An 18765-nucleotide genomic window follows, 5' to 3' on the forward strand; every position below is an offset into this window, starting at 1 on the left:
GTCACGTTGTGCCCGCCGCGCCCCTGCCGAAAACGCTCTCCACCCGCGCCACCGCCCTGGTGCGGCGCATCGGCGTGCCCTCGGCCGTCCTGCTCGCCGCGCTGCTGTTCGACGTCGCCTACACGACGCAGGCGGCGCTCGACGACGCCGGCCCGCGCTTCGTCGACTTCGGCCTGCTGCCCGGCATCTTCGCGATGGTCGCGTGCGGGCTCTGGGCCCAGAAGCGGGCCGCCGTCGCCGGGGTGGCCGGCGGCGGGGTGCTGATCTTCTCCACCCTCTTCATCCACGCGTTCCACATCCCGCCGTACTCCAGCGTGCTGCCGAAGGTGGCCATCACCGAGGTCGTGGCCGGAGTGCTGATGGTCTACTACGTGGCCCGCCGGGCGCGGGCGGGCGTGGCGTTCTGCGTGGTCGGCTTCCTGGTCGTCGCGGGGCTCGTCGCCGTCTTCGGCCGGTACGCGGGCGTCGGTGAAATCGACGGTGGCACAGGAACCCAGGCGCTGCTGTTCGGCCTGCTGCTGCTCGTCGGCCCGCTGGTGCCCGCCGTCGCGGCCCGCGACCGCGGTCCGCGCGCCGATCCGCGGACGCGGCGGCTGCGCCGGGTGAACGAGCTGGCGATGGGGCAGTGGCCGCTGATGGGGCTGCTCGCCTTCGCCCTGCTCTTCGAGTTCGGCTACACGTACTCGAACACCGCCCGCGGCTTCCCGATCCTGTTCTGCTCGATCCTCGCGGCCGCGATCGCGGTGCTGTCCCCGCGGCGGCCCGCGGACGCGCTCCTCGGCCTCGCCGGGATCATGCTGCTGTCCGCGATCATCACGCCGTTCCTGCGGCTGCACTCCTACGACTACCCGGTACCGGGCGGCGTGCCGACCACGCAGATCATCGCGGGCATGGGCGTGGTGGTGAACCTGACCCGGGCCCGGGGGCTGAGCCAGTCCTGGGCACGGGTCGCCGTGCTGTCGAGCGTCGTCGCGCTCGGGGCGATCCTCAACTCCGACGCGCGCCGGGGGCTGCAGACCGATCCCCAGACCCTGTCGCTCATCGCCTTCGCCGCGGCGCTGATGCTGGGCATCTCGATCGCCGTCGGCCTGATGCTGCGGTCGCGGGACTCCGAGCGCACCCAGATCGTGCAGGCCGCGGTGAGCGACGCCCAGACGGCCGAGCGGATGGCGCTGGCCCGGGAGCTCCACGACGTCGTCGCCCACCACGTCACCGGGATCGTCGTGCAGGCGCAGGCCGCGCGGATGATGGCTGCGCAGAAGCCGGAGATCGCGGTCGAGGCGATGGCCCGGATCGAGAACGCCGGTGTCGAAGCGCTCGCGGCGATGCGGCGGCTGGTCCGCTCGATGCGCGGCGACGCACCGGCCGGGTCGAGCGAGTTCAGTGAGCAGGCCACCACCGACCTCGGCGCCGACCTGCGGAAACTGGTCGAAACCGCCAACCACGGTGTGCCGACGACGATGCACCTGGACGTGCCGCCGGACCTGCCGCACGAGGTCGGCCGCTCGGCGCTGCGGCTGGTGCAGGAGTCGCTGACGAACGTCGGCAAGCACGCCTCGGGCGCGACCGAAGCCTTCGTCGTCGCCGAGGTCGTGTCCCCTGCCGCCTCCGCCGGGGGGAGTGCGTCGGCGGGCTCCCAGCTGCACCTGCGGGTGACGGACAACGGGCGCGCGACGGCACACCGGCCGGCCGGCGGGTCGGGCGGCTACGGTCTGGTCGGCATGCGCGAACGCGTCGCGCTGCTCAAGGGCCGGCTGTCGGCCGGGCGGGGCCCGGACGGCGGCTGGCGCGTCGAAGCTTGGCTGCCGCTGGCGGCCGGAGAAGACACGGAAGGGGACGAGTGATCCGGGTACTGATCGCCGACGACCAGGAGATGGTGCGGATGGGCTTCCGCATGATCCTGGACGCGCAGGACGACATCGAGGTCGTCGCCGACGTCGCGGACGGCGTCTCGGCGGTCTCGAAGGCCCGCGAACTGCGCCCGGACGTCTGCCTGCTCGACATCCGCATGCCGGGCCTCGACGGCCTGGAGGTGGCCCGGCAGCTGGCCGGGCCGGACGTGGCCGACCCGCTGAAGGTGGTCGTCGTCACGACGTTCGACCTCGACGAGTACGTGCACACGGCACTGCGCAACGGCGCGTCCGGGTTCCTGTTGAAGGACGCGGGCCCGGCGCTGCTGATCGAAGCGGTCCGCGCGGCCGACCGCGGCGACGCACTCGTGTCGCCGCAGATCACCGTGCGGCTGCTCAAGCACTTCGACGGGTCCGGCTCGGCGAAGCGGCAGGTCGCACCTCCTTCCGAGCCGCTGACCGCCCGCGAGCTGGACGTCGTCAAGGCGGCCGCGCGTGGGTTGACGAACACCGAAATCGGCGCGGAGCTGTTCATGTCCCTGTCGACGGTGAAGACGCACCTGGCCTCGGTGCAGAGCAAGATCGGCGCGCGGAACCGGGTGGAAACCGCGGCCTGGGCGTGGCGGAGCGGAGTCGTTTCCTAGTCGTTGTCCCTCCGCCACACCAGCAGCAACGTGGCCATGAGCGCGAAGACCAGCCCGACGAGCAAGGCCGACAGCCACGCGGGCCAGTGCAACGACATCCCGGTCAAGGTGACGCCGACCGCGGCGAGGACCGAAATGCCGACGATGATCGCGGCAGCGCACGCGTAGGCGATCCGGCCCCCGGCGTCGCCCGCGTCGACCTCGCCTTCGGCCTCGCCGGACAGCGGGCCGAAGGCGATCTTGAGGCGCCCTCTCACCTTCACGCGCTCGACGTGCACCTCGGCGCGTTCCGAGGGGTTCGGCTCAGCCTTGGACAGGTCCGTCTCGATCGCCTCGTCCACCGATCTCCCTCACCTTCCCTGACCGGTGCTGGCGGTGCACCGGACGGACGGTCCCTCGTTAGTTGGTCGACACCGTACCACCAATGCGGTGAAGTGATGCTCAAAGCGAGTACAGAGAGTAATAGAAGATCAATATATTTGACCCGCCTGACACGCGAGTCGTCAGGTTTTTGTCAACTCTGCCCCAGCTGCCACCCGACGGGAGACGTGGGAGGCGACGCCGACGCTGACAACGTGGTCAGCGCGGTAAGAGCCCTACTCCACAAAGGACGTTGTAGCGATTTCGCGACGCCGAACGTTCAATTGATTTATGCGGACCGAACAGACCACCCGGCAAATTGGTTCAGTCGATCGCGAGGGCCGATGACTACGTACCGCTACCCACGGGTAGGGTATCCAGGTAACATGCATCTCAGACGCATCTCTCATACGTGCATCAGCTTGACAGCAGCTACGCGACACGCGGATGATGAGCATGAATCCGGAGGTACGGGACCTCCGGGTGACGCACTTGTCCGCCGAACGTCGCTTCCGACGGGTACCGGCTGCAGTGACGCAGCCGAGCTCGGCGAAGTGCTCCGGGGCCGGCCATTGGGGGACCGCGCCTCGCATACGAAAGGACGGTTGTCGTGACACCGAAAAGTGGGTCGGTAACAAACGAACTCGGTGAAGCGAAAACCGCTCCCGGAAAGCCTCCGCCTCGCGGCGGCGGTGGTGGCGGGGGGCTGGAGCGGGTGACCGTGAACCTGGTTCCCCGTGCGTCGCGAGCCCTGGACCGGGCCGTCGAACTCACCGGGGATTCGAAGACCGACACGATCAACCGGGCTTTGCAGGTGTACGCCGTCCTCGAGGAAGCGGTGAGCAAGGGCGGCGAGGTGGTGATCCGCCACAGCTCGGGGGACCAGGAAGTGATCCGCTTCGTCTGACCCCCCCCGGGGGTCGGCGACGGCCTCGGAAGGCCCGTCGCGGGTGCGTAGTATCCAGAGATGCAACGCCGTTTCCACGCCCCTGTCGTTCTCCCCGCCGACCCGTCCTGTTCGCTTCTCCGTGACGCGGTCGTCGATGTCGACGCCGATGGGCGTATTTCGTACTGCGGACCGGCGGCCACCGCCCCCGAATCCGCCGCACCGGTCACCACCCTGACCGGCATCCTGCTGCCCGGCCTGGTCAACACGCACGCGCACAGCCCGATGACGCTGCTGCGCGGCATGGGCGGCGACCTGCCGCTGCTGCCCTGGCTGAACGAGATCATCTGGCCCGCCGAGGCGAAGCTGCGCCCCGACGACGTCCGCACCGGCATGCTGCTCGGCTCGGTCGAGATGCTCCGCCACGGCGTCACGACCAGCGCCGAGATGTACTTCGAAGGCGAGCAGCTGGTCGACGCGGTCCTCACGACGGGCGGCCGCGTGCTGGTCGCGCCGCCGGTGATGGAGCTGCCCGGGCTCGACTGGCGCGCCCAGCTGGCCGGCATCGAGCGCTGGATCGACACGGACGGCCTCCGCTTCGGCCACGGCGACCGCATCGAGCTGGGCTACGGCCCGCACTCGGCGTACATGCTGTCCGCGGAGGGGCTGCGCGCGACGGCGGAGTCGGCTCGCTCGCGCGGTGCGCTGGTGCAGATCCACGTCGCGGAGGCGGCGGCGGAAGACACCGCGGTCCGTGCCTCGCACGGTTCGGTGCCGGCGCTGCTTCGTGAACTGGGCATGTTGGACGGCCGGGTGCTGGCCGCGCACTCGATCCACCTCTCGGACGAGGACATCGCACTGTTCGCCGCGCACGGGGTCGGCATGGCGCACTGCCCGGGGTCGAACGCGAAGCTGGCTTCGGGCATCGCGCGGATCGCGGACCTGCGCGCGGCGGGGGTCGCGGTCGGGCTGGGCACGGACGGCCCGGCCTCCAACGACGACCTCGACCTGTGGGAAGAACTGCAGCTCGCGGCCATGTTCGCGCGCTTGGCGACGGGTGACTCGACGGTGCTGACGGCGGCGGACGTGTTCCTGCTGGCCACCCGCGGTGGAGCTTCGGCATTGGGCCGCACGGACATCGGCGCGCTGGAAGCGGGCCGGTGGGCCGACCTGGTGCACATCGACCTGGACGACCCGGCGTTCGCGTGCGGCCTGGAGGTGCCGGACGTGCAGCTGCTGTCCAACCTCGTCTGGGCGGCCGGCTCACGGCGGGTGCGGGACGTGTGGGTCGCGGGCGAGCAGGTGGTGGCCGACGGCGAGCCGGTGAAGGTGGACCGGGCCAAGGTGCAGGCCGGCGTGGCCGAGACGGCGGCGCGGCTGCGGGTCTAGCGCGGCCGGAGGATGACCTCCGTCGGGTGGGCGTCCGGGGTGGCGGACACCGCGGTCACCACCGCGGTGGCCACCGAGTCCGCCTTCAGCAGGTGCGACGTGTCGTACTCGCGCCCCTCGCCCGCGAAGATCGCCTGCTGCATCTCCGTGTCCGTGCGGCCCGGGTAGACCGACGTCACGCGGATGTCGCGCTCCTCCTCGCGGAGGGCGTCGGCGAAGGCGCGGACCGCGAACTTGCTCGCCGCGTACGGGGACCAGCCCGGGCGGGCGTTGAGGCCCGCGCCCGAGTTGACCACCACCACGTGGCCGCCCGCCGCGCGCAGGGCGGGGAGCAGCAGGCGGGTCAGCTCGACCACCGCCAGGGTGTTGACCTCGAAGTTGTCGCGCCACGCCTCAGCGGAAGCCTCCTCGATGCGGCCCAGGCGCGCCACCCCCGCCGAGTGGACCAGCACGTCCAGGGACGAGATGTCCGCGGCCGCCGAAGCGAGCGAAGCGGGATCCGTCAGCTCCACCGGCCACGGCTTCGCGCCCGGGAGCTCCTTCGCCAGTGCGGCCAGCGCGTCGGCGTCGCGGCCGCCGAGGAGTACCCGGTGCGTCGGGGCCAGCTGATGGGCGATCGCCGCCCCGATCCCGCGGGATGCGCCGGTCACCAGGGCGAGGGGAAGATCCGTCATGCCTCCACCGTAGCTACGCGAAGCCCACGTCCACCGTGCGGTCGTCGCGCTTGCCGGTGCCGAGGGTGCGCGGTTCCGCGCAGCCGGACGCCGGGTCCACGTCGGAATCACGGGCGTCGTCGCCGGTGTCCTTGACCGTCGGGTGGTGGCCGTCCGTGGTGAAGCACACCTGGTACGTGCCGTCCGCCAGGCCGTCGAAGCCGTACGCGCCGCCCGCGCCGCTTACGACGCTCGCCACTTCCTTGCCGCTCGCGTCCTTCAGCACCACCTTCACGCCGGCGAGACCCGGTTCGCCCGCGTCCTGCAGGCCGTTGCCGTCCGTGTCGGCCCAGGCGAAGTCGCCGAGCCGGTTCGCCGGGGCGAGCAGCCCGAGGTCCACCGCGAAGTCTTCGTGGGACGGCCCGCCCACGGTGCGCGGTGCGGTGCAGCCGTCCGAGCCGGCGTCCGAATCGCGATCGTCGCTGCCCGCATCACGGCGGGTCGCGGTGAAGTCCGCCGGAACGGTGAAGCAGACCTGGTACGTCCCGTCCTTCAGCTTCTCGAAGCCGTACTTGCCCTTGTCGTCGGTCGTCGCGGTACCGACCGTGCCGTCCGCGCCGTCCTTCAACGTCACCTTGACGCCCGCGACGCCGGGCTCGTCCGGGTCCTGCAGGCCGTCGCGGTTGCGGTCCGCCCAGACGAAGTCGCCGAGCTTCGCGATGGCCGGCGGCGGCTGCACCGTGATCGTCGCCGACGCCGTCTTGTCGCCGAGCGTGCCGCCCGGGTAGTGCACGCCGGTGACCTTCGCCGTGTTGACGTGCCCGCTGTCGGCCACCGTGAGGTCCGGGTGGTCGCAGGTCAGCTGCCGGTTCGCGCCCGCGGCCAGCGCGAACGGCTCGAACGTGCCGGGGCACCACGGGTCCTGCACCGTGATCCCGGTGAGGTCCTGGGTGCCCTCGTTGGTCACGGTGACGCGGTAGTGCGCGGTATCGCCCGCGGTGACCGTCGCGAACGAGGCCCACGCGCCGGTCGCCGGGTTCTGCACTTCCTTCTTCACCGAGTACGCCGCGAGCTGGAGGTCGACGCAGTCCCAGTGCAGCCGGTCGAGGGTGGTCGTGGCGAAGAACTTCACCGCGGCCGCTTTCGCCGGCGCCGTCGCCGCCGGGAAGTCCTGCTGGACCAGGGTGCCGTCGCCGACGTAGTGGTCGGCGACGAGCTTGGTCTCCTGGATCTGCGTGCCGGTGGCGTCGTAGAACCGCAGGCCGGTGGCCGGTGCGTACCTCGGCGCGCGCGAAGCGGTCCAGACGCTGAGGGCGTAGACGCCGCCGGGGACGAACCGCTCGGTCTGGTAGGCGGTGCTGGTCTTGCCGTCCGGCGTCTGGACGACCGCCGTCCGCTCCCCGTCGACGGCGTACTCCCGCTCGGTCAGCAGCTTCGGCACCTTCGCGGCCGGTGTTCCGGGCGGGACCGGCGCGGCCGGGGCGAACACGTACCCGTCCGGGGCGCCGCCCCGCGCCGCGAGCTCGACGCTCGGGTTCGCCGCGAGCCCGCCGCAGGCCGGCGGCGCGTCCGCGGCGGTGGAGGTGGACGCGGGCACGACCGCCGCCGCGATCGCCACCACCGCCACCGCCACCGTGCGCCCCGAGAAGATCACCTCTCGACTATGGCGCGCGAAGCGGGCCCGCACCGGCCCAGAACCGTCCACTTAAGAGTGAACCTTCATTGAAACTCGGCCGGCGCGGACCGCTGCGTCAGCGCTCGCCGATGCGGCCGGGCAGCCCGAAGCGGCCCTTCTTCCACACCGAGACGATGGCCGGCCGCGGCTGCGCGGTGCCGCCGTCCGGCCAGTGCGACGTCGGGTTCGCCGAGCTCGTCGCGTTCTCACCCGGGTGCTGGACCGCCACGAGCACCAGGTTGTCCGTCACGACCGGGCCGCACGTCTCGGCGCCGACCGGCACCGACAGGAACTGCTTGACGTGCCCGCGCTCCGGACCGGCGACCGGCACCGAGAACAGGCCGTCGTTCGCGCCGAGGGCGTTGCCGTCGGTGGAGATCCACAGGTTTCCGTGCCGGTCGAAGGCCACGTTGTCCGGGCAGGAGATCGGGCTGACCTGGTCCTTCGGGAAACCGCCGAAGTAGGTGTCCGCCGCCTGGGGATCGCCGCAGACCAGCAGCAGCCGCCAGGAGAACCGGGTCGACGCCGCGTCGCCGCAGTCCTCCTCCCACTCCAGGACGTGGCCGTTCTTGTTGCCCACCCGCGGGTTCGGCTCGTCGGCACCGGCCTTGCCCGTCGCGCCGCGGTCGCTGTTGTTGGTCAGCGCCGCGTAGATCCGGCCGTTGACCGGGTTCGGCTCGATGTCTTCCGGCCGGTCCATCTTCGTGGCGGCCACCTGGTCCGCGGCCTGGCGCGTGAAGACGTAGACCTCTTCGGCGGTGAAGCCGTCCACAAAGGACTTGTCGCCGCTCGCGAGCGGGATCCACTCGCCGGTGCCGTCGAACTCGCCGTCGGCGGGCAGCGTGCCCTTGCCGTCGATCTCCGCGGCCGGGCTGTCGCCGGTGAAGCGGCCGACGTAGAGCGTGCCCTCGTCGAGCAACGCCGAGTTGTGCCGCCGCGCGTGCGCGCTGTTGCCCGGCTTGTACTTGCCCTTCGAGACGAACTTGTAGATGTATTCGAACCGGCTGTCGTCCCCGGAGTAGACGGCGACCCGGCCGTCGGCGGTGATCTTGATGTTCGCGGCCTCGTGCTTGAACCGGCCGAGCGCGGTGTGCTTGACCGGCGTCGAGTTCGGGTCGTTGGGGTCGATCTCGACGACCCAGCCGAACCGGTTCGGCTCGTTGGGCTCCTGCGCGACATCCCAGCGCTTGTCGAACCGCTCCCACTTGCGGGTGCTCGTGCCGGCGCCGACGGAGTAGCGCTTGAGCCGCGCGGCCGCGACCGGGTCGGTGACCTTGTCGGAGTTGGCGAAGTACTGGTCGAAGTTCTCCTCGCCGGAGAGCACCGTGCCCCACGGCGTCACGCCACCGGAGCAGTTGTTCTGCGTGCCGCGGACCTTCCGCCCGCTCGGGTCCGCCGAGGTCCTGAGGTACTTCGAGCCGGCGGCAGGGCCACGGACCTCGAAGATCGTGTCGAGGGTGATCCGGCGGCCGTACCGGCTGGGGACGACCTCGAGGCCGCCGTGGATCGGGTCGCGGCGCGCCTGCAGCACCGAGAGGCCGTGCGCGGCCCAGGCGATCTTCACCTGCTCCTCGGTCGGGTTGGCCGGGTCGTACTGGTCGGCCGGGAACATGTGGACCTCGGTCGTGTATTCGTGGTTGACCACGAGCAGGTTCGACAGGCCCAGCGGGTCCTGCGGGATCAGGCCGACGAAGTCGTTGTTGTAGCCGAACTGCTCGGCCTGCGCGGCCGCGGTCTGCTTGGTGAAGTCGAACTTCGGCGCACCCGCGACGACCGGGTCACCCCAGCGGACGACGACGCGCTGGGCGTAGCCGTCGGGGATGCTGACCGCGTCGAGCTTGTTCGGCGGGACCGGCGTGAAGTCGGTGCCAGGCACCGGGCGCGGGCGCGGCTTCTGCGCGGGCGCGGCGGCCGCGGTTCCCGACAGCGCGGCGAACCCGCCCGCGGCGGCGGCCATCACGGCGCCCGCCTTGAAGATCCGGCGGCGGGAGATGTCCTTGACGACGTCGCCGAAGTACTCGTTGCCGGATTCGTTGGCCTCGGGGTGCGCGCACGCGTTGCCGCAGCGGTATTCGCAGGTGATCGGGGAGCGGCCACCCGGGTGAGCGGGGAACAGCGGGAGCAGGCGGTCGAGCACTTCGCCTCCATGGTGGGGTTCGGGAACGAACCGAACCTAAGCTCCGAAAACCAGCCGTTCCGGACATTCAGATGAACATCGGGTGTACCGCCACCCCGATCGGCCGCGTCAGAACTCTTCGCCGACGAGCACCGCCTCCTGCGGCAAGGTGTGCGGGTCCGCCTTCTTCTCCCGCAGCGAGAGCAGCGCACCCGCGACGACGCACAGCACGGCCGAGGCGACGAACGGCGCCTGCGGCGAGCCGAACCACTCGGCGACGTGCCCGACGAGCGTCGCGGCGACCGCGCCACCCAGCCAGCGGCAGAAGTTGTAGCCCGCGCTGGCGACCGGGCGCGGCGCGTCGCTGATCGCCATCGCGGTGCCGGTGAACAGCGTGTTCAGCAGGCCGGACACCAGCCCGGAGACGATGATCCCGGCAACGAGCACCGGCTTGCTCGGCACGGCGAGGACCAGCATCAGCACGGCGTACCCGAAGACGGCGGCCGCGGCGGCGTGCCGCTCGCCGAGCTTGGCGGCCAGCCGCGGCGCGAGGGCGACCCCGGCGACGGCGACGCACAGGCCCCAGCCGCAGAACACCAGGCCGACGGCGATCGCGCTCCAGCCGAGGACGAACGGCGACCAGGCGAGCACCGCGAAGAACGCGGCGGTGTACAGCGCCGAGGCGACGGAGGTGCGCAGCAGGCCGGTGTGCTTCAGCGCGCGCAGGGGGTCGAGCAGCTTAATCGGGGCCCGCCGCTCGTGCTTGTCGCTGTCGAGGAAGACCGCGCACAGCACCAGCGCGCCGGCCATCAGGATCGCGGTGCCGAGGAACGGGCCGCGCCACGAGATGCGGCCGAGCAGCGCGCCCAGCAGCGGGCCGACCGACAGGCCGACGCCGAGAGCGGCCTCGTAGAGCAGGATCGCGCCGGACTGGCCGCCGGTCGCGGCGCCGACGATCACCGAAAGCGCGGTCGCGATGAAGAACGCGTTGCCGAGACCCCAGACCGCGCGCAGCCCGACGAGCTGTTCGATCGACCCGGCGGCCGCGCAGAGGGCGGTGGCGGCGACGATCAACGTGAGCCCGACGAGCACGGTGCGCTTCGCACCGAAGCGGGCGCTCGCCGCACCGGTGAGCAGCATCGCGACGACCTGGACGCCGAGGTAGGACGAGAAGAGCAAGGTGACCTGGGACGGCGTCGCATCCAGGCCCTTGGCGATGGACAGCAGGATCGGGTCGACGAGCCCGATCCCCATGAAGGCGATGACCGCGGCGAACGCGGTGATCCACACCTGCTTGGGCTGGCCCTTGACGGCGTCCAGCAGGCTCGAGTGGTGTTCAGCGCTCATCGCTGATCAGTTCCTCCTTCTTGGTGTCGACGAGCAATTTGGCGAGGGCGGGCAGGGCGGCTTCGATCGCGGCGCGGTCGGTTTCGTCCATGGCGATGAGCCGCTCGCGGAGGAACTCCTCGCGAGCCGTCACCAGTTCGGCGTAAAAACGTAGGCCCTCGTCGGTGACCTCGACCAGCACCGCACGGCCGTCGGCGGGGTCCGGCCGGCGCGTCGCGAGCCCGAGCCGTTCGAGCCGGCCGACGACGTCGGTCATCGACGGCAGCTTGACCCGTTCGAACTCGGCCAGCGCGCTCATCCGGCGCGGACCGCCGTTGACCAGCTCACTCAGCACCGAACCCTGGGTGAGGGTCAGCGTCAGCTGCGGGGTCTGGCGGCGCACCTGGTGGTACAGGCGGAAGACCAGCGGCCGCAGCCGGTGGGCGAGATCGGTGATCGCGGAAGTCACTTAGCCAGGCTAACAAAATTTAGTAAGGGTAGCTAAGTAAGTCGGCTCACAGGCTAGGCTCGGGCCATGGACGCGGTGATCTTCGACCTCGACGGCGTACTGGTGGACTCCGAGCGGATCTGGGACGAAGTGCGGCGCGCGGTGGTCGCCGAGCACGGCGGCACCTGGCGCGAGGAGGCGACCCGCGCGCAGCAGGGGATGAGCACCCCGGAGTGGGCGCGTTACCTGGTGGAGGAGCTGGGCGCGCAGCTCACGCCACCGGAGATCGCAACGGTGGTGGTCAAGCGGATGGCGGCGCGGTACGCGGCGGAGCCACCGTTGATCCCGGGGGCGGTGGACGTCGTCCGGCAGGTGTCGGCGCGGTGGCCGGTGGCGATCGCGAGCTCGTCGCCGGTGATCCTGATCAAGGGGTTCCTGGACGTGACGGGCCTCCCGGTGGGGGCGGCGGTGTCGTCCGAGCAGGTCGGGGCGGGGAAGCCGGCGCCGGACGTGTATCTGAGGGCGGCCGAGCTGCTGGGGGTGCCACCGCAGGATTGCGCGGCGGTCGAGGACACGACGAACGGGCTGCGGTCGGCGTTGGCGGCGGGGATGGCGGTGTACGCGGTGCCGAACCCGCATTTTCCGCCGGATCCCGAGGTGCTGAAGCAGGCCACGGCGGTGGTGGAGAAGATCACCGACTTGCCGGGGGCGCTGGGGCTCAGCTGACCTCGAAGCGCACCGGCGGCGAACCCGGGTTCACGTCGGCGAGGAACACCTGGCCCAAGTCCACCGAGGCGACCACCCTGGCTTGGCTCAGATCACCCGCGGCGTCGTAGAGGCGCAGCACGTGCACCGCCCGGTCGACGAGGAAAACCGCCTTGCCAGCGGGCAGCGGCCCGCCGTTCTTGCCGACGTACCCGGCGCTCACGGGACGACCCGACACGGGAACGCACGACGGCGACTCGACGCCGAAGTTCGAGTCCGGGCCGCCGTGGGTCGCTCCCTTGGGCAGCGCCTCGACGCAGAACACGGGCCGTCCCGTGGTGTCGAGGGCTTGGGAGGCATACGAGGTCCAGGCGTCCGTTTGCCCCACGAAGTCGGTGAGGGCCTTCGGCTCACCCGGGGCGCTCAAGGGCGGCGAGATCAGGGGCTGCGCGAGCACCAGTTCCTGTCCCGGGCGGGCCGCCGGCTCCGGTGCCGGGCTCGGAGCGGTGTTCAGCTGCGTGGCCAGCAACACGCTGGTCAGCACCACCATCACCGCCGCCAGCGGGGCGGCCCACACCGCCGCCCGGCGACGCCTCACCGGCCGCCGCTGCCTTCGCTGCTGCTCCGCCCAGGCCGCGTCGAGGTTGGGCGTGACCTCCCCGGCCTGCTCCCGCAGCGTCTCGGCCAGCTTGCGTTCGAGGTCGGTCATCGCTCACCTCCCAGGTCGTCCCCCAGGTGCTTGCGCAGATTCTCCATCGCGTGGTGCGTCGTCGCCTTCACCGTGCCCTGGGAGATGCCCAGGGTCTCCGCGATGGCCGCCGTGCTGAGGTCCAGCCAGTAGCGGAGCACCAGCACCTCGCGCTGTCGGCGGGACAGCCGCGCCAGCACCGCGCGCAGCCGCTGGTGCTCCCAGTTCGCCACCGCCCTGACCTCGGCCGACAGCTCGTCCGGCGGCCGCTCCTGCGGGGTCCGCCGGACGACGCGCAGGTGCCGGGTCCGCGACCGCGACATGTTCACCACGATCGTGCGGAGGTAGCCGGCCACCCGCGAGTGGTCGGTCAGGGAGTCCCAGCGCTGGTGGAGCTTGACGAAGGCCTCCTGCGCCACGTTCTCCGCGTCGTCCGCGCCGAGCAGGTGGGCCAGCCGGGTCATCTGGCCGAAGTACTCGCGGAAGAGGTCGTGGAAGGTCGGCACGCCCAGGTCCCCCGGCGCGCTTTCGCCCACACTCGCACTCACACCCCGCCAACGCCCACCCCGCCCCACCGGTTTAGTGGACCACGCGAAGAAGGCCGCCACCAGCGGTGACGGCCTTCGACGATGACAGCTTTACCGCTCGAGCTCGCCGCGGATGAACTTGTCGACGGCGTCGCGCGCGGTCGAGTCGTCGTACTGCTCCGGCGGCGACTTCATGAAGTACGACGACGCCGACAGGATCGGGCCGCCGATGCCGCGGTCGAGCGCGATCTTTGCCGCACGCACCGCGTCGATGATGATGCCCGCCGAGTTCGGCGAGTCCCACACCTCGAGCTTGTACTCCAGGTTCAGCGGCACGTCGCCGAACGCGCGGCCCTCGAGCCGGACGTAGGCCCACTTGCGGTCGTCGAGCCACTGCACGTAGTCCGACGGGCCGATGTGCACGTTGCCCTTGCCGAGGTCGCGGTCGACCTGCGACGTGACGGACTGGGTCTTCGAGATCTTCTTCGACTCGAGCCGCTCGAGCTCCTTCATGTTCAGGAAGTCCATGTTCCCGCCCACGTTGAGCTGCATCGTCCGGTCGAGCTGGACGCCGCGGTCCTCGAACAGCTTCGCCAGCACGCGGTGCGTGATGGTGGCGCCGACCTGGGACTTGATGTCGTCACCGACGATCGGGACGCCGGCGTCTTCGAACTTCTTCGCCCACTCCGGGTCGGAGGCGATGAACACCGGCAGCGCGTTGACGAACGCCACACCGGCGTCGATCGCGGCCTGGGCGTAGAACTTGTCGGCCACCTCGGAGCCCACCGGCAGGTACGACACGAGCACGTCGGCTTCGGCCTCGCGCAGCGCGGCGACGATGTCGACCGGGGTCTCGTCGGACTCCTCGATCGTCTCGCGGTAGAAGCGGCCGAGCCCGTCGTGGGTGTGGCCGCGCTGGACGGTGACGCCAAGGGGCGGCACGTCGGCGATCTTGATGGTGTTGTTCTCGGAGGCGAAGATCGCCTCGGACAGGTCGCGGCTGACCTTCTTGGCGTCCACGTCGAACGCGGCGACGAACTCGATGTCGCGGACGTGGTAGCCGCCGAAGTCGACGTGCATCAGACCGGGGACGCGGGTGGCCGGGTCCGCGTCGCGGTAGTACTGGACACCCTGGACCAGCGACGCCGCACAGTTGCCGACGCCCACGATGGCCACCCGTACGCGGCGGTTCTCGCCCATGGGGGTTTCTCCTTCAATCCGTGTCTGTTCAGTAGGTCTGGTGCCGCCACGCTGCGGCCCGGGCCGGGCGGCTCAGGTCTCCGGACCCTGCCGTTCGGCTTGTTCGTGCGCGATCAGCTCGTTGAGCCAGCGCACCTCCCGCTCGCTGGTCTCCAGCCCCAGCCGGTGCAGCTCGCGGGTGTAGCGATCGATCTTCTCCTCGGCCCTGGCCAGCGCCGCCCGCATCCCCTCACGGCGTTCTTCGACGCGGCGGCGGCGGCCCTCGAGGATCCGCATCCGCACGTCGGCCGGGGTCCGCGAGAAGAAGGCCAGGTGAACGCCGAAACCTTCGTCGTCCCAGGTCTGCGGCCCGGCGTCGCCGAGCAGCTCACCGAAGCGCTCCTTGCCCTCCGCGGTGAGCTTGTAGACCCGCCGTCCGCGCCGCGACCACGCCCGGTCGTCGGCCTCGTCCAGCTCTTCGACCAGGTACCCGGCCCGCAGCAGCTTCCGCAGGGTCGGGTACAGCGAGCCGTACGAGAACGTCCGGAACGTGCCGAGCGTCTCGTGCAGCCGCTTGCGCAGCACGTACCCGTGCATGGGCGCTTCGTGCAGAAGACCGAGGATCGCGAACTCCAGCACACCGCACCCCCTTCCGGGAACAAACCGAGACGAGCCGCGTTGCTCCGAACGATCGCCTCGATCCAACCTACTCAGCCACTATATCGCGCCGATACATCGAAGTGGCGAAGCTAACCTCGCCCGATTACCCATCGGGGACGAAATTCACCGGAGAGTTATCGAACGTCCGGCGTGTCCGCCCCGGTCACGGGCTTGGTGGCGCTAGGGGGCGTGGACGACACAGGAAGAGCCCGTACTCTGTCCTCGTGATTAACCAGCGGCAGGTCGTGGACTACGCGCTGCAGCGCCGTGCGCTGCTGGCCGAAGTCCGCTCCGGGCGCGTCGGCAGCCACGAAGCCTGCGACGCGAGCCCGTACCTGCTGCGAGCGGCGAAGTTCCACGGCCGGGACGGTGACCTGCCCTGCCCGATCTGCCGCCAGGAGCCGCTGACCCTGGTGTCCTGGGTCTACGGCGACGAGCTCAAGCACGTCGCGGGCTCGGCCAGGACACCCGAAGAGCTGGCCAGGATGGCGGGCTCGTTCGCCGAGTTCACCGTGTACGACGTCGAAGTGTGCCGGGCATGCCACTGGAACCACTTGGTGCGGTCATACGTCCTCGGCACAGGGGAACCGGTCGGTCCGCGAAGGACCGCAGGCCGGTGAGCCACCGCACGACCATCGCAACACGCAGGTCAGTACCCCTGCGGGTACTGATCCGGGAGGCCCATCCGTGACCGACGACAACCGCTCCTGGCCGAACCAGGAGCCAGACGCACCCCGTCGCGCCCAGTGGCCGGGTGAAGACGCGGGACCGGCGTGGCCCGGTGAGTCGCCCCGGCGCGCCAACCCGGCGCGCGGTGGCGCCGGGCAGGGCGGTCCGGCCTGGCCCGCCGGCGACGAAGGTGGCCAGCAGTGGCCCGGTGAGCAGCCACGACGCCCGCAGGCGCCCCGCGGCCAGAGCGGTGCGGACGCCCGGCGCCAGCCGCCCCCGCCCGGTGGCCGACGTCCCGGTCAGCCCCCCGGCTCGCCGCCCCAGGGCTTCCGGCAGCCCCCGCCCGGCGGCCGCCGTCCGGAACCGGAACCCGAACGTGAGCCGGATCTCATCACCCACCACGCGCACAACGGGACCGAAGACGGCTACGAGCCGTACGACGACGACCGGTTCGACGAGTTCGCCGACGACGTCGAGCCCCAGCAGGAGCTCGACGAGAAGGGCCGCAAGGTCCTCACGCCGGCGCAGCGGAAGAAGCGCCGCTGGAAGATCATCCGGCGGGTCGCCTACGCCTTCGTCGGCGTCTTCTTCGTCGTTCCCGCGATCGCGTTCGTGATCACCTACTTCATGGTCGACGTGCCGACGGCGGAGAGCGTCGCTGCCCTGCAGAGCCAGCCGATCACCTACTACTACGCCGACGGCAAGACGGTGATGGGGAAGGAAATGCCCAAGAGCGGCAACCGCCAGCTGCTCAAGCCGGGTGAGATCCCCGACGTCGTCAAGCACGCCGTGTACGCGGCCGAGGACGCGACGTTCGAGACCAACTCCGGCTTCGACGTCACCGGCATCCTCCGCGCGGTGTTCAACCAGGCCACCGGCGGGCAGGGCGGTGGGTCGACCATCTCCCAGCAGTTCATCAAGAAGGCCACGGAGAACGACGCCCCGACGCTGACCCGCAAGTGGACCGAGCTGGCGAAGTCGTTCAAGATGAACAACCAGCAGTCCAAGGAAGAGATCATCACCGGGTACCTGAACATCGTGTACTTCGGCCGCGGGTCGAGCAGCATCCAGGCCGCCGCGAAGTCCTTCTTCAACAAGGACGCCAAGGACCTCAGCGCGTCGGAAGCCGCGCTGCTGGCCGGCCTGATCCAGGGACCGAGCAAATCGGAGAACCAGGACTACGCCCAGCGCCGGTGGACGTACGTGATGGACCAGATGGTGGCCAACAAGTGGCTGCGCCCCGACGAACGCGCGGCCGCGCAGTTCCCGACGCCGATCCCGAAGAACTCCAACAAGGAGGAGAACTCGGGCAAGATGACCTACCAGCTCCAGCAGCGCATCAAGGAAGAGCTGGGCGCGAAGGGCTACGACGAGACCAAGCTGTTCGCCACCGGCGCCAAGATCTACACCACGATCGACCCGGCGGCGCAGGACGCGGCGGACCAGGCCGTTCAGGAGGGCATGAAGGGCCAGACGGACGAGAAACTGCTCGCCGCGCTCGTGGCCGTGGACCCGAAGACCGGCGGGATCCTCGCCTACAACTACGGCCCGGAAACCGTCAAGGACAAGGACGGGAAGGACGCGATCGGTCAGGACCGGGCGAACCAGGCCCGCAACCCGGGCTCGTCGATGAAGCCGTTCGACCTGACCGGGTTCCTCAAGATGGGCGGAGGCCTCGGCGACACTTTCGATGGCTCGGACAACCGCAAGTTCCCCGGGGTCGCCAAGCCGGTCCGCAACGCGGGCGACAACGAAAGCTGCGGTCCGCAGTGCACGGTCGCGCGGGCGATGGAGATTTCGGCGAACACCGTGTTCTACGACATGGTGTTCAACAAGGTGAAACCGAAGGGGGTCGTGGCGGCGGCGAAGCAGGCCGGTGTCCGGACGACCGACGAAGGTGGCACCGCCACACTCTTCGACGGAGACAACAACATCTCGCTCGGCGGTGGTAGGACCCAGGTCGCCCCCAGGGACATGGCTTCGGCGTACGCGTCTTTCGCCGGCGGCGGCGTCTACCACGAGCAGCACTTCGTCTCGAAGCTGACGAACGCCCAGGACGAGGTGGAGTTCGACGAGAACAACATCAAATCCAACCCGGCGTTCGACAACGACGCGGCGAAGAGCCAGCAGATCGCCGGCAACGTCACCGAGGCGCTGAAGCCGGTCATCGAGCACTCGAAGCTGAAGTGCCCCACCGGCCACGAGTGCGCCGGCAAGACCGGTACGCAGCAGTACTCGCCCAAGGACGGCGACCCCGCGTCGTACGGCAACCTCAACGCCCAGACGTGGATGGTGGGCTACACCCCGTCGGTGTCCGCGGCGGTGTGGGTCGGCGGCGACGGCAACCAGCCGCTGCACGACTCGAAGGGCAAGCCGATCTTCGGTTCGACGATCGCCGGCCCGACCTGGGCGAACTTCCTGAACCTCTACCTCAAGGGCAAGCCGGCGGAGAAGTTCGACAAGGTCGAGCCGCTCGGCAAGGACGTCAACGAGGTGACCACGACGCCGCAGAAGCCCTCGAACACACCGACGCCGTCGGAGCCCCCGAGCACGACGTCGTCCCAGCCGCCCCCGGAGACGTCCAGCGAAACCGAGACCTCGACTTCCCGGTCGACCCGGCCGGGCCCGCCGGGTAGGACGACCCCGTCGCTGCCCGGCGGCGGTGACGGGCTCGGCAGACCACCCGGCACGGAAAACGAATGACCGCGAGGCCCCGCACTTCTCGAGTGCGGGGTCTCCGCGTTTTCGGTGAACCACCGCCGTCCGTGGTCCGTGTGGAGTGTCGAGGGGTCTGCGCCCGCAGCCCACCGGAGGACGGCCCGTGTACACCGACCGAAATCGCTCGAGGTCCGGCCGGAGGCCGGTTCCGCGTGGTCGCTACCAGCCACGCCGGCCGCTCCCGCGGCCGGACGAACCGGACGCACCGGACGATCTCGCTGCCGACGTCACCCCGAACCCCCCACCGGACCGGCGCAACCGCCGCTGGAAGA

Annotated in this window: 17 protein-coding genes; 7 read left to right on the plus strand and 10 right to left on the minus strand. The window is 70.4% G+C overall.

Going from position 1 to position 18765, the window contains the following annotated elements:
* Nucleotides 1-8 precede the first annotated feature (8 nt).
* A complete protein-coding gene (locus tag ACFVYA_RS18860; protein ID WP_387046471.1) occupies nucleotides 9-1844 on the plus strand; it encodes a sensor histidine kinase in 1836 nt (611 codons plus the stop codon).
* Entirely contained in the window at nucleotides 1841-2494 is a 654-nt protein-coding gene (locus tag ACFVYA_RS18865) for a response regulator transcription factor (protein ID WP_285987421.1), read from the plus strand. Before ACFVYA_RS18860 ends, ACFVYA_RS18865 begins: the two co-directional genes overlap by 4 nt.
* On the opposite strand, the gene ACFVYA_RS18870 is transcribed toward ACFVYA_RS18865, so the two are convergent.
* Nucleotides 2491-2835 carry a hypothetical protein gene (locus tag ACFVYA_RS18870; RefSeq protein ID WP_387046473.1) on the minus strand — a complete coding sequence of 115 codons (345 nt, stop codon included), beginning with the start codon at nucleotides 2833-2835 and terminating at the stop codon, nucleotides 2491-2493. The two genes, ACFVYA_RS18865 and ACFVYA_RS18870, sit on opposite strands and share 4 nt — an antisense overlap.
* Nucleotides 2836-3569: 734 nt before the next feature.
* On the opposite strand from ACFVYA_RS18870, the gene ACFVYA_RS18875 reads away from it, so the two are divergent.
* The gene (locus tag ACFVYA_RS18875; RefSeq protein WP_013230980.1) at nucleotides 3570-3761 is read left to right on the plus strand and encodes a hypothetical protein; all 192 of its coding nucleotides are present in this window, start codon (nucleotides 3570-3572) and stop codon (nucleotides 3759-3761) included.
* Nucleotides 3762-3821: 60 nt separating this feature from the next.
* A complete protein-coding gene (locus ACFVYA_RS18880; protein WP_387046475.1) occupies nucleotides 3822-5129 on the plus strand; it encodes an amidohydrolase family protein in 1308 nt (435 codons plus the stop codon).
* On the opposite strand, the gene ACFVYA_RS18885 is transcribed toward ACFVYA_RS18880, so the two are convergent.
* From ACFVYA_RS18885 to ACFVYA_RS18905, 5 genes are all read right to left on the minus strand, one after another.
* On the minus strand, nucleotides 5126-5803 hold the full coding sequence (locus ACFVYA_RS18885; RefSeq protein WP_387046477.1) for an SDR family oxidoreductase: 678 nt from the start codon (nucleotides 5801-5803) through the stop codon (nucleotides 5126-5128). The two genes, ACFVYA_RS18880 and ACFVYA_RS18885, sit on opposite strands and share 4 nt — an antisense overlap.
* A gap of 13 nt (nucleotides 5804-5816) precedes the next feature.
* Nucleotides 5817-7436 carry an SdrD B-like domain-containing protein gene (locus tag ACFVYA_RS18890; RefSeq protein ID WP_387046478.1) on the minus strand — a complete coding sequence of 540 codons (1620 nt, stop codon included), beginning with the start codon at nucleotides 7434-7436 and terminating at the stop codon, nucleotides 5817-5819.
* A gap of 97 nt (nucleotides 7437-7533) precedes the next feature.
* The gene (locus tag ACFVYA_RS18895) at nucleotides 7534-9594 is read right to left on the minus strand and encodes a PhoX family protein (RefSeq protein ID WP_387046480.1); all 2061 of its coding nucleotides are present in this window, start codon (nucleotides 9592-9594) and stop codon (nucleotides 7534-7536) included.
* A gap of 108 nt (nucleotides 9595-9702) precedes the next feature.
* Entirely contained in the window at nucleotides 9703-10920 is a 1218-nt protein-coding gene (locus tag ACFVYA_RS18900; RefSeq protein WP_387046481.1) for an MFS transporter, read from the minus strand.
* The gene (locus tag ACFVYA_RS18905) at nucleotides 10910-11368 is read right to left on the minus strand and encodes a MarR family winged helix-turn-helix transcriptional regulator (RefSeq protein ID WP_387046483.1); all 459 of its coding nucleotides are present in this window, start codon (nucleotides 11366-11368) and stop codon (nucleotides 10910-10912) included. The genes ACFVYA_RS18900 and ACFVYA_RS18905 overlap by 11 nt, the downstream gene beginning before the upstream one ends.
* 66 nt (nucleotides 11369-11434) lie before the next feature.
* Between ACFVYA_RS18905 and ACFVYA_RS18910 the strand changes: the two genes are divergently transcribed.
* Nucleotides 11435-12073, plus strand: coding sequence for an HAD family hydrolase (locus tag ACFVYA_RS18910; protein ID WP_387046484.1), 639 nt, complete (start codon nucleotides 11435-11437; stop codon nucleotides 12071-12073).
* Here ACFVYA_RS18910 and ACFVYA_RS18915 read toward each other — a convergent pair.
* The 4 genes from ACFVYA_RS18915 to ACFVYA_RS18930 form a co-directional block, all read right to left on the minus strand.
* On the minus strand, nucleotides 12066-12761 hold the full coding sequence (locus ACFVYA_RS18915) for a hypothetical protein (protein WP_387046486.1): 696 nt from the start codon (nucleotides 12759-12761) through the stop codon (nucleotides 12066-12068). The genes ACFVYA_RS18910 and ACFVYA_RS18915 overlap by 8 nt on opposite strands.
* Complete coding sequence (locus ACFVYA_RS18920; RefSeq protein WP_285987431.1) at nucleotides 12758-13288, minus strand: RNA polymerase sigma factor; 531 nt, start codon at nucleotides 13286-13288, stop codon at nucleotides 12758-12760. Before ACFVYA_RS18920 ends, ACFVYA_RS18915 begins: the two co-directional genes overlap by 4 nt.
* 90 nt (nucleotides 13289-13378) lie before the next feature.
* On the minus strand, nucleotides 13379-14467 hold the full coding sequence (locus ACFVYA_RS18925; protein WP_387046488.1) for an inositol-3-phosphate synthase: 1089 nt from the start codon (nucleotides 14465-14467) through the stop codon (nucleotides 13379-13381).
* Nucleotides 14468-14539: 72 nt separating this feature from the next.
* Nucleotides 14540-15085, minus strand: coding sequence for a PadR family transcriptional regulator (locus tag ACFVYA_RS18930; protein ID WP_086679623.1), 546 nt, complete (start codon nucleotides 15083-15085; stop codon nucleotides 14540-14542).
* Nucleotides 15086-15330: 245 nt separating this feature from the next.
* Here ACFVYA_RS18930 and ACFVYA_RS18935 point away from each other — a divergent pair, with 245 nt between their 5' ends.
* Nucleotides 15331-15726 carry a DUF5318 domain-containing protein gene (locus ACFVYA_RS18935; protein WP_285987432.1) on the plus strand — a complete coding sequence of 132 codons (396 nt, stop codon included), beginning with the start codon at nucleotides 15331-15333 and terminating at the stop codon, nucleotides 15724-15726.
* Nucleotides 15727-15793: 67 nt separating this feature from the next.
* A complete protein-coding gene (locus ACFVYA_RS18940; RefSeq protein ID WP_387046490.1) occupies nucleotides 15794-18478 on the plus strand; it encodes a transglycosylase domain-containing protein in 2685 nt (894 codons plus the stop codon).
* Nucleotides 18479-18765: the final 287 nt, after the last annotated feature.

The organism is Amycolatopsis sp. NPDC058278 (assembly GCF_042881395.1).
Taxonomy (GTDB): domain Bacteria; phylum Actinomycetota; class Actinomycetes; order Mycobacteriales; family Pseudonocardiaceae; genus Amycolatopsis.

Bases quoted from the DNA above. Each gene is read 5' to 3' on its own strand.
- ACFVYA_RS18900 (WP_387046481.1), bottom strand. From the start codon at position 10,920: ATGAGCGCTGAACACCACTCGAGCCTGCTGGACGCCGTCAAGGGCCAG.
- ACFVYA_RS18885 (WP_387046477.1), bottom strand. From the start codon at position 5,803: ATGACGGATCTTCCCCTCGCCCTGGTGACCGGCGCATCCCGCGGGATC.
- ACFVYA_RS18925 (WP_387046488.1), bottom strand. From the start codon at position 14,467: ATGGGCGAGAACCGCCGCGTACGGGTGGCCATCGTGGGCGTCGGCAAC.
- ACFVYA_RS18880 (WP_387046475.1), top strand. From the start codon at position 3,822: ATGCAACGCCGTTTCCACGCCCCTGTCGTTCTCCCCGCCGACCCGTCC.
- ACFVYA_RS18915 (WP_387046486.1), bottom strand. From the start codon at position 12,761: ATGACCGACCTCGAACGCAAGCTGGCCGAGACGCTGCGGGAGCAGGCC.
- ACFVYA_RS18910 (WP_387046484.1), top strand. From the start codon at position 11,435: ATGGACGCGGTGATCTTCGACCTCGACGGCGTACTGGTGGACTCCGAG.